A 9,519-nucleotide genomic window follows, 5' to 3' on the forward strand; every position below is an offset into this window, starting at 1 on the left:
AACCCGGAAAGCTCATGAGCCTTAAAATGCGTAACAACGACCATCGCGTCGGCATCGGCAATCTCCCTCGCGATGCTTGTTTCCTTAAGGATCTTGCCTTTGATCGGGACCTTTATTCCGCTGCCGCCTCTGAGACCGTCTGCGATGATAATAGGGCAGCCGACACAGGAATAATCAAAACCATTCAGCATTGCGGTAGTAAGGTGGTCGACGGAATCACTCCTGGAGCCCTTATAAAGGGTGTTCGTATCGGTAAGAAACGGCCTTCCGCCTACGCCTTTTACTTTGTCTGCCACCACTCTGAGGAATATAGGCCTCAAGTAGGCTGTATTGCCCATCTCACCGAAGTGGAGCTTTATTGCAACGAGGTCATTCTTCCTGATCTTTGTGTTGAGCTTAACGCGATTCAGGAGGTCGCCAACCTTATCAAGAATACTTCTTTTGGGTTTTGCCCTGAAATCAGTGAAATAGACTGTAGACATTGTAGGCTCCTTTTTTATTTAATTTATAGAAAAATTATGTTAGAAGTAGAACGATTTTGTCAACTTAAAAGGAGGCTTTTGGATGTTGAACCTTTCTGAAAAACACAGCATGATCCAAAAGATAGCTGAAAAATTAGCGAAAGAAAAGGTTGCCCCGAGGGCAAAAGAAATAGACAAAACAGGTGCCTTTCCATGGGATCTCGTGGATATATACAAAAAACATGGTTTCCTCTACCTCATGTTGCCCGAGAAATTCGGCGGCCTTGACGGCGATATCACATCACTGTGTCTCGTCATCGAAGAACTGGCGAAGGTGTCAGGCGCGTCGTCCCTGATACCACTTGCCCATAACGTAGGCATAATGCCTATCATGGTCTCAGCCAATGAGGAACAGAAGGAATACATATACAATAAAATAGCTGACCCCGAAAAGCTATACCTCGTAGCCTTTGCCTTAACGGAACCGGAAGCGGGATCGGACGCATCGCACATGAGGACAACCGCTGTAAGAGATGGCGATTATTATTATTTAAACGGTAAAAAATCGATGATAACCAATGGCGCAAATGCTCAGCTTTACTCAGTATTTGCCAACACAAATCCAAAACTGCGGACAAACGGAATATCGGCCTTTTACGTTGAAAGGGATTATCCTGGCGTAGTTATTGGAAAAAGCGAAGACAAGATGGGCATGATAGGCTCCGATATCACTGAGATCATATTCGATAATGTACGTCTTACCAAAGACAACCTGCTCGGGAAGGAAGGTCAGGGGTGGGATATAGCCATGTCAACACTGAATCTTTCACGGCCTGCAGTAGGAGCACAGGCAGTAGGTTTAGCCCAGGGAGCTCTGGATTTTTCTACTGAATATGCATGGAAAAGAGTACAGTTTGGTCAAAAACTGGCTGATTTTGAAGGAATACAGTTCATGGTCGCCGATATGGCAACCCATGTTGAGGCTGCTCGGGCGCTTGTCTACGATGCAGCGCACTTACTTGATATGAAGGTTTATGAACGTGATAAGATGAGTGCCATAGGAGTAGACAAATTATCTGCAATGGCGAAGGTTTATTCCGCTGATGTAGCGATGAAGGTCACGACTGATGCGGTTCAGATCCTCGGTGGTTATGGATATACAAAAGAATATCCGGTAGAGAGAATGATGAGGGACGCAAAAGCAACACAGATCTATGAAGGAACAAACCAGGTTCAGAGGATCGTCATCGCAAGGGATATCTTCAGGAACTTCATGCCGTAATGTTTGAGATAATCTTTTAAAGGTCAATACAAAAGAGTATGTCAAATAGCATTTAAAATCAGAAGGTACTTCTGAACACATCCAAACTATTAAAATGACGAAAGAGGGTTAAAAGAGAAAGCATGAAAGATTAGATGATATAATAGTTAACATAATATCTCTTATCGGAACATGTATTTTTTTAACTACCAAAACCTTCTTTCTTGTTGCTCCCTCTATTTAGTGATTTTTGTAAAAGATCTTTGGGTTATCCACCTGCCAGAGGATCCATGTATGCTTCTACATGGACAGTATCACCGTCATTAATCTTTTTCTTCAGGCCTTCGGAAAAGGTAAAATGGCTCTCTCCATTGAGGAAAAGATTGCGCAAATCATCTCCCATCTCACCCCGATCGATAAATTTAAGATAGGGATACATCTCGTAAAGTCTTTGGAGAACATCCTTCAATGTATTTTCACCGTTATTTAGTTCTACCTCTAAGGGGGGTTCAAAAACATTTTTAATTCGTAAATTAGAGTCTATCCTGACTTTCACTTTCACGACCAGACCTCCTGTTTTAAATCCCCCGCTTCTATCTTATTATAATGGCACCTTGAAACAAAGTCAATGCAACCACAGTTTCAAAATAGTCTGCATTACTTCTTCCCAGCTTCTTCGACGGCCTCAATGATCTTCTTGTAGCCAGTGCACCGGCATATGTTCGAGGAGATCGTCCTTACGATCTCTTTTTTTGTCGGTCTCTTGTTCCGGTCAAGGAGGGCCTTAGCTGTCATGATCATACCTGAGGTGCAAAAACCGCACTGAACGGCACCCTTTTCCATAAATGCCTCCTGGAGCGGATGGAGCTTTTCGTCCTTTTTAAGCCCCTCGATGGTCGTGATCTCTGCGCCGTCAACCTCTGCGGTAAGGACAAGGCAGGACCTAAGCGGCATCCCGTTCACGAGAACCGTACATGCCCCGCAGGCCCCCATACCGCACGATTCCTTCGCCCCGGTAAGGGCAAGCCTCTCCCTGAGGGTTTCGAGGAGGGTTTCGTAGGGTTTTACCTGGAGCACGTTCTTCTCATTGTTCACCTCGATCGTCACCTTCATCGTCTTCATCTTCCTCCCTCCTTCAGAACTCTCTTGATCGCCCTTTTCACGAGGGTACCAGCCATCTTCTTCCGGTACGCCGCGGACAGCGTGGTGTTCACGACCGGCTTCGCGTCCGCATATGCCGTATCTGCAGCATCGTTGACAGTATTTTCATTCATGTTTTTAAGGACATATACGAGAGGAGCCGGACCGACCCCACCGATGCAGACCTTAGCCTTGCCGCCTGTCACAGAAACGGCTGCATCAACCAACGGATAGTCCATGGAGTCCCGGACCCGCAGCTTCTCATATACCCCTTTCGTCTTCTTCAGGGGGATAAGTATCGCCGTTAGTATCTCCCCCGGTTGAATCGTGAATGGTGCCTTGCCATTCCCGCTGAAAATCTTTTCAAGTTCCACTGTCCGTTCACCTTTAAGACCCTTAAGCTTTACCTTTGCCGACAGTGTTATGAGCGCAGGTGTGTTATCGCTGCAATAGTTCGAGAAGCACGCCTTTGCATTGGTAACCACATTGCACGCCGGACCCCCCATCTTGAAGCATAACCCTCGCGCCGTGCGCCATTCTGTCGATTTGTTGTACTGGATGCACCGCGTATCCTGGAGGATATTCCCCCCGATCGTGCCCCGCATCTGGAGCGTCTCACATGCGGTGGCGTCAAGCGATTCATAGAGTGCAGGGAAGTATTCTTTTACAATGGGATTATTCTTGAGGGCAAAGAGCGTCACGTTCGCTCCTATTATCAGTGATCCGCTTCGACGGGTGGCTGTCTTCATTTCTTCAATACCCTTAAGGTCAATGACAGCCGTTGGTGTCGACAGCCTCTGCTTCAGCAGAGGGATAAGATCAGTCCCGCCGGCAAGATACCGGGCCTTCCCTTTGTATTTCTTATACAGGGCTATCGCCCCGGCAACACTCTGTGCCTTGTGATATTCAAATTGTGGTAGGATCATTCCTTCACCCCCTTCTTCTTTTCTATTATCTTCAAAACCCTGTCGGGTGTGAGCGGCAGCTCTTCAAAAAGCGCGCCCGTTGCATTGGCAACGGCACAGGCAACTGCGCTGTATGCGTTCATACGGATGGTAAGACCCCCTTCTTTCGCTCCGAAAGGTCCTGCGGGATCGTGCGAGCTTACAATGATCGTATCCATCTCGGGCATATCACATGCCAGAGGAACCTTGTACTCAAGCAGGTCGGGGTTAAGCAGGTACCCTTTATCCCAGAGGTTCCCCTCTGTGATCGTTGCCACGCCTGCCTGGAGGATGGAACCTTCCATCTGTCCTTCTACCGCCATGGGGTTGATAGGACACCCGCAATCGTGAGCAGCGGTAAAACGTGGGATCATTACCTTCCCTGTCTCCGGGTCAATTGTCACCTCCGCCACTGAGGTCCCGAAGGAGAAGGTCCCTGCCATCTGGCCCCAGGGCCGTGAAACCCACTCTCTCTCGAAATCAATGTTGGGGAAAAAGGAACCCGTTGCTACGATCGGGTCCCCTCTGAAGAATGCCTCACGCACGACCCATGAGATGGGCATCTTCTTATCGGGTTCCTTCACACAATAGGCCATACGGTCTTTCAGGCCGATGTCGGTCTCTGCGATGCCAAGCTTTTCTGCGGCAATGGCAACGATCCTCTTTCGTGCGTTCTCACAGGCAACCTTCACCGCATTGGCGCCGACAAAAGCAGCCGCCTGAGAATACGACCCGGGGTCGAGATTGGTGACCTCAGTATCGGCGCATACAAGGTTGATGTCCCCCATGGGGACGCCAAGGACCTCAGAGGCAACCTGTATCACCATGGATTCATTTCCCTGTCCGTTGTCAACAAGACCGGTAACGATCGTCACCTGGCCGTCGTCGTTTATCTTTACGTAGCATGATGAACCGGAGCGGAACCCCATGGGGAACCCGCACATGATGGCAATACATCCCATGCCGATCCCTTTGAACCTCGACTTCTTCGCCCATCTCTTTTTGAAATCGGTCCTTTCCGAGGCCGTTTCTATCGTCTCTCTGAGGCCGCAGCTTGTGATCTTCGATTTCGTCGCCGTCGTCTCACCTGCCGTGAGGCCGTTCTTGAGGCGTATCTCCGCAGGGTCCATGCCGAGCTCTTTTGCCATGAGGTCCATCTGCGCCTCGTTCCCGGCAAGAAAGGCCCTCCCGTGGCACCCGTACATCCCCCGGATACCCTTGTTCGTGAAGACCCGGTATCCGTTGTACCGGACGTTGGGGAAACGGTAGCATTCTTCATAGACGTAGAAAGGTATCGATGTGGCGATGGGACCCGTGGAACTGTAGGCGCCGCCGTTGTAGATCACCTGGTAGTCCTTCGCGACGATGGTGCCGTCCTTTTTCATGCCTGTCTTTATCGTGGCGATGATGTCGTGGATCTGTCGCGAACTCGTGGCGTTCTCTTCACGGGAAAGGACGAGCTTTACCGGTCTGCCGGCTTTTATCGACAAAAGTGATGCGACGAGGTCGGCGGGCGCCACCTCGGACCTTCCGCCGAAGGCGCCCCCGGAGTTGATATGACGGACGCGCACCTTGTTGAGGGGCATCTTGAGAAGGTTTGACAGCGCCTTGGCGCGGACATGGGGCCCGGCGTTGGGCATCCAGAGATCGAGGAAGCCGTTCTTGTAGGAAGCAACCACCGCGTAGGGCTCCATCATCGCGTATGCCTCGCCGGCTGCCTTGAAGGTATCCTCGCGGACGATGAAGGCCTTCTCCATCGCCTTGTCCACCTCGCCTACATCGATGTGAACGTGTATGTTGATGTTGTTCTTATATTCGTTGTGGATCTGTGGCGCACTCTCTTTCATCGACTCTATGGGGTCAAAAACAGCAGACAGGGGCTCATAGTCGACCTTGATATATGAAATGGCCTCCAGCGCAGTCTCTTCATCGATCGCAGCAACGGCCGCCACATCTTCACCGATATAACGGACCTTATCCGTGGGGAGCATTGCATGGTCCTGAGTATACCGGAAGACACCCCATTTGATCCCATAGGCATCAAATCCACTGACGGCTGCCTTCACGCCGGGCACCTTCAGCGCCCGGGTAAGGTCAATACGAACGATCCTGGCATGAGGATAAGGACTCCTCAGCACCTTTCCTACAAGCATGTTCGGGAGTTTTATATCAGCGGTATAACGCGCCTCTCCCGTGACCTTGGCAAGGGAGTCGCTTCTCACCGCCCTTTTGCCGACGATATTCAGATCATTATTCATAGTACCCCCTTATAAAACGTGAACACCACATATTCTATCCCTCCGTTTGGCGTATAGCAAACTCATTTCTTATATTTTTCACTTACATATGCCATGGATTCATCGATCGCCTTCACCGTCAGGTCCAGGTCTTCTTCAGTGTGCCGGTAACTGATATATGCATGATGGTGGGGGGTAAAAAAGAAGCCCTTTCGGATAAGCTGGGTGTAAAAATCCGTGCGTTTTCCCCTCAATACGTCGGCATCAGTGTCTGAAAAGGTTATGAGGAACATGGGTGCAACACCGGTCAGTTCGGCGCCTACGTCATATTTGTCAATGATGTCCTGTATTTTTTTCAAGAGGCGTCCGCCCTTCTCCCATATCTTGTCAATGACGTTCTCGCGCTCCATGATCTCGATCGTCTTGAGGGCAGCGATATATCCTTCGCTGTTTGGGAAGAAGGTCGAGGAGATGAAGAGCTTTGAGGCCGCCGCCATCATCACGTCCTTTTTCCCGGTCACGACGCTGATCGCGTGCCCGTTGGCCATTCCCTTGCCGAGGACCGTCAGGTCAGGGGTAACGCCGTAAAGCTCCTGTGCGCCTCCCATCCTGAGCCTGAAGCAGGTGCGGACCTCGTCGTAGATCAGGACCGCGCCGTACCTGTTCGCAAGCTCCCGCACCCCTTCGAGGAACCCGGGCCTGGGGGTCTGCATCTTCTGGTGGAGGGGATGCCCGAAGGGGGTCATGATGATCGCTGCCGTCTCATTGCCGTGGAGCGCCATCAGTTTTTCGAGGCTGTCGAGGTCGTTATAGTGGAACTCATGGACGTCCTCGTAGAACTTTTCAGGGATCCCGCCTTTCATCTCGACGCACCAGTCATGCCAGCCATGGTAACCGCAACGCATAACCTTGATCCTTCCCGTATATGCCCGTGCAATGCGGATTGCCGCCGTTGTGGCATCGGAGCCTGTCTTCAGGAAGATGCTCAACTCGGCACTGGGGATAAGTTGGTTGAGCTTCTTCGCAAGTTCGTTCTGATAGGGCTGGGTCAGTGAGAAGCAAAACCCTTTCTCTTTTATCTGCCGAATCACCGCATCGTCGACCTCGTCCTCCCGGTAGCCGAGGATAATGGGACCGTAACCACAGAGGAAGTCGATGAATTCGTTTCCGTCGACATCAATCAATCTGCAGCCCTTGCCGTACTCAAGGAAGATCGGGTACTCCCCCATGATAAAATCACCGGGTTTTCTGGCGCCCAGGACCCCACCGGGGACCAGTGTCTTTGCCTCTTCAAAAAGCTCAAGGCTTTTCGTTATGTTCAGTTTTTTAGCTTCCTCCATTAAGATCCTCCTTTTACAGTGTAAACAACGATGATATCGTTTCTGTCTGGTGTATTTTTGCACCTCTCTTGATCAATTCTGCAAGGAACTTTTCCGGATCTATACAGCCTTCCGGGGCTACGACGCCCTTGACCTTCACGTCGCCTGCAGACATCATCAGGGCCGCGATCGATGCCGGAAGTCCTGTCCCCGGGGCCATCCTGCCCACGATGTCGGCCGTATAGGTCACCCCCTTCCCCTGTCTCTCCCCTTTTACGATTACCTTCAGACCCGAGGCGGCAGGGCCGTTGTCTCTATCCTTTGGGATCGTGTCCCAGAGCCGCAAGGTCAGATCATAGGGGATTACCTTCATCCCTTTGACCTCAACCGGTTCTGTGCTGAGAAGACCTGTCTCTTTTTGTTCTTTGATGAGCTCATCTACCCATGATGGTATAAGAGCCCCTTTAATAACCACCTTTTTTACCCCTTCTATGTATCGTGGTATTGTGATAGGCTGAGGATGACCCACATAGCGAACCACACAGGTGCCGAGCGGCGGGAGGAACTCTGCCGTCTCTTCGCCGGTACCGCCTTCTACATACGCCAGCTTCCCGTCCAGATACTGAGGTATTGTGCCGGTCACCATGTGGAGGCTGTGGTCCCAGGCTGCACCGGCAAGTTCTGCAATGCTCACCACCCAGAACAGGTGGATCTCATCAACGCGGTCCAGTTGATTGGCGTACCACTTAACCAGCACATTGTTTGTTCCCGGATCGGATCCCATACCCGTCAAAACGGTTATCCCCGCTTCTTTGGCAGCCTTATCGATGTCGGCGGACGAGAAAAGGATCGGGACGGCCTCATAGTCATCGCAGATATCTATATAATTGACCTTTGCCTCAACTGCCGCCCTGGCAACCGCTACCGCCGTTTTATAGAACGGTCCTGCACAATTAACGACAACGTCGACGTCCCTGATCGCACTTACCATGCCGGCGTGATCGTTCACGTCAATCCTGACGAGCGATACCTTTTCGCTGGCACGCAGCTTCTCCTGCACCCTTTTCGGGTCCGTATTTATATCGCCGAGGATGACCTGCGTGATCTGCTCCTGCTTGATAAGGTCCCGGGCGACCCCCTGACCCATACCGCCTGTCCCGCCCATTACCAGTGCCTTCATTCTCCCTCCCTGCAATCGTGGTTAATGTGTGTCGGTTGTGATCTCATTACTATTTGTTGATATCGAAATCTCCTTCGAGGAGTTCGGTCAATACCCCGTGGAGCTTATTGGGGTGATGTACAAAGGCATACCGGTTCCCGAAGAGCTCCCGCGGGGTATCATCGATGAGCTTCACATTCTTGCCCCTCAGCTCCTGCATAGCCTTCGAAAGATCGTCTACCTTATAGGATATGAGAAAGGCGCCCTCCCCCCTGCTGTCGATAAATTTAGCAACGTCCCCGTCCGGGGAGGTCGATTCCATAAACTCTACGGCTACCTCTCCTATGTAATACCGGGCTACCTTGATCTTCTCTGATTCTGCAACATATTCGAATGTCGGTATCAGGCTGAAATGATCCTTGTATATCTTTTTCGTTGCTTCAAGGTCTTTTACTGCAAAACAGATGTGGTCGATCTTTTCTATCTTCATCTTTCAACACCTCGCGTCATCGCTATTTTTATGTTCTATTATGAATAACTATTTAATAATACATTGAAATAACGAATTTAACCACAAATAATCTTCTCTGATAAATTTTAAAAATGTATACAGTATACAATACAGATAAAAAATATATGCAATTCTATTTTTTGTCAACTAAATTATTTGCACAAAAAAACAGAAATTGTGGTACAATATTACATACACAGAAAGCAAAGTTATTTATGGTTGATAATAAAATTAATGAGTACTATAATAATGTTGAAGTAAAGCTTGAAGATATAGTAGACAAACTATTGAAATCAAAAGTTAATGACCATGATAACATCCTCCTTAATGTACAGCACCTTATAGAAAAGGTGTTCATCGGGTCAGCCATGAAACTATCCGATAATAATGTTTCGAAGGCATCGAAATTGCTGGGTATTAACAGGAACACCCTGAGCAAGAAGGTTAAGGAAGCTCAGAATACAAACCGCCGGCCTCAGAAAAAATC

General features: G+C 49.6%; 10 protein-coding genes. 2 read left to right on the plus strand and 8 right to left on the minus strand.

Annotated features, from left to right (window positions below; all coding sequences use genetic code 11):
* Window positions 1-482, minus strand: a 482-nt coding sequence (locus PHU49_10595; GenBank protein MDD5244452.1) for a DUF362 domain-containing protein, incomplete at its 3' end; no start/stop codon positions are given.
* An 82-nt stretch (window positions 483-564) separates the two neighbouring features.
* Here PHU49_10595 and PHU49_10600 point away from each other — a divergent pair.
* The gene (locus tag PHU49_10600; GenBank protein ID MDD5244453.1) at window positions 565-1,743 is read left to right on the plus strand and encodes an acyl-CoA dehydrogenase family protein; all 1,179 of its coding nucleotides are present in this window, start codon (window positions 565-567) and stop codon (window positions 1,741-1,743) included.
* Between the two features lie 247 nt (window positions 1,744-1,990).
* On the opposite strand, the gene PHU49_10605 is transcribed toward PHU49_10600, so the two are convergent.
* The 7 genes from PHU49_10605 to PHU49_10635 form a co-directional block, all read right to left on the minus strand.
* A complete protein-coding gene (locus PHU49_10605) occupies window positions 1,991-2,284 on the minus strand; it encodes a hypothetical protein (protein MDD5244454.1) in 294 nt (97 codons plus the stop codon).
* A 95-nt stretch (window positions 2,285-2,379) separates the two neighbouring features.
* The gene (locus tag PHU49_10610; GenBank protein ID MDD5244455.1) at window positions 2,380-2,844 is read right to left on the minus strand and encodes a (2Fe-2S)-binding protein; all 465 of its coding nucleotides are present in this window, start codon (window positions 2,842-2,844) and stop codon (window positions 2,380-2,382) included.
* Window positions 2,841-3,788 carry an FAD binding domain-containing protein gene (locus PHU49_10615; protein MDD5244456.1) on the minus strand — a complete coding sequence of 316 codons (948 nt, stop codon included), beginning with the start codon at window positions 3,786-3,788 and terminating at the stop codon, window positions 2,841-2,843. Before PHU49_10615 ends, PHU49_10610 begins: the two co-directional genes overlap by 4 nt.
* Window positions 3,785-6,064 (minus strand): xanthine dehydrogenase family protein molybdopterin-binding subunit, encoded by a 2,280-nt coding sequence (locus tag PHU49_10620; GenBank protein MDD5244457.1) that lies wholly within the window; start codon window positions 6,062-6,064, stop codon window positions 3,785-3,787. The genes PHU49_10615 and PHU49_10620 overlap by 4 nt, the downstream gene beginning before the upstream one ends.
* A gap of 62 nt (window positions 6,065-6,126) precedes the next feature.
* The gene (locus PHU49_10625; protein MDD5244458.1) at window positions 6,127-7,383 is read right to left on the minus strand and encodes an aminotransferase class III-fold pyridoxal phosphate-dependent enzyme; all 1,257 of its coding nucleotides are present in this window, start codon (window positions 7,381-7,383) and stop codon (window positions 6,127-6,129) included.
* A 13-nt stretch (window positions 7,384-7,396) separates the two neighbouring features.
* Window positions 7,397-8,542, minus strand: a complete 1,146-nt coding sequence (locus PHU49_10630; protein MDD5244459.1) for a saccharopine dehydrogenase NADP-binding domain-containing protein — start codon at window positions 8,540-8,542, stop codon at window positions 7,397-7,399.
* Between the two features lie 49 nt (window positions 8,543-8,591).
* Entirely contained in the window at window positions 8,592-9,011 is a 420-nt protein-coding gene (locus PHU49_10635; protein ID MDD5244460.1) for a VOC family protein, read from the minus strand.
* A gap of 236 nt (window positions 9,012-9,247) precedes the next feature.
* On the opposite strand from PHU49_10635, the gene PHU49_10640 reads away from it, so the two are divergent.
* Window positions 9,248-9,519: helix-turn-helix domain-containing protein (locus PHU49_10640; GenBank protein MDD5244461.1), on the plus strand; the 272-nt coding region annotated here is incomplete at its 3' end.

The sequence above is a fragment of the Syntrophorhabdaceae bacterium genome, from assembly GCA_028713955.1.
In the GTDB taxonomy this organism is placed as follows: Bacteria; Desulfobacterota; Syntrophorhabdia; order Syntrophorhabdales; family Syntrophorhabdaceae; genus UBA5609.

Excerpts from the sequence above, each read along its gene's own strand:
- PHU49_10620 (MDD5244457.1), bottom strand. The coding sequence starts at position 6,064 with ATGAATAATGATCTGAATATCGTCGGCAAAAGGGCGGTGAGAAGCGAC.
- PHU49_10615 (MDD5244456.1), bottom strand. The coding sequence starts at position 3,788 with ATGATCCTACCACAATTTGAATATCACAAGGCACAGAGTGTTGCCGGG.
- PHU49_10610 (MDD5244455.1), bottom strand. The coding sequence starts at position 2,844 with ATGAAGACGATGAAGGTGACGATCGAGGTGAACAATGAGAAGAACGTG.
- PHU49_10625 (MDD5244458.1), bottom strand. The coding sequence starts at position 7,383 with ATGGAGGAAGCTAAAAAACTGAACATAACGAAAAGCCTTGAGCTTTTT.
- PHU49_10630 (MDD5244459.1), bottom strand. The coding sequence starts at position 8,542 with ATGAAGGCACTGGTAATGGGCGGGACAGGCGGTATGGGTCAGGGGGTC.
- PHU49_10600 (MDD5244453.1), top strand. The coding sequence starts at position 565 with ATGTTGAACCTTTCTGAAAAACACAGCATGATCCAAAAGATAGCTGAA.
- PHU49_10635 (MDD5244460.1), bottom strand. The coding sequence starts at position 9,011 with ATGAAGATAGAAAAGATCGACCACATCTGTTTTGCAGTAAAAGACCTT.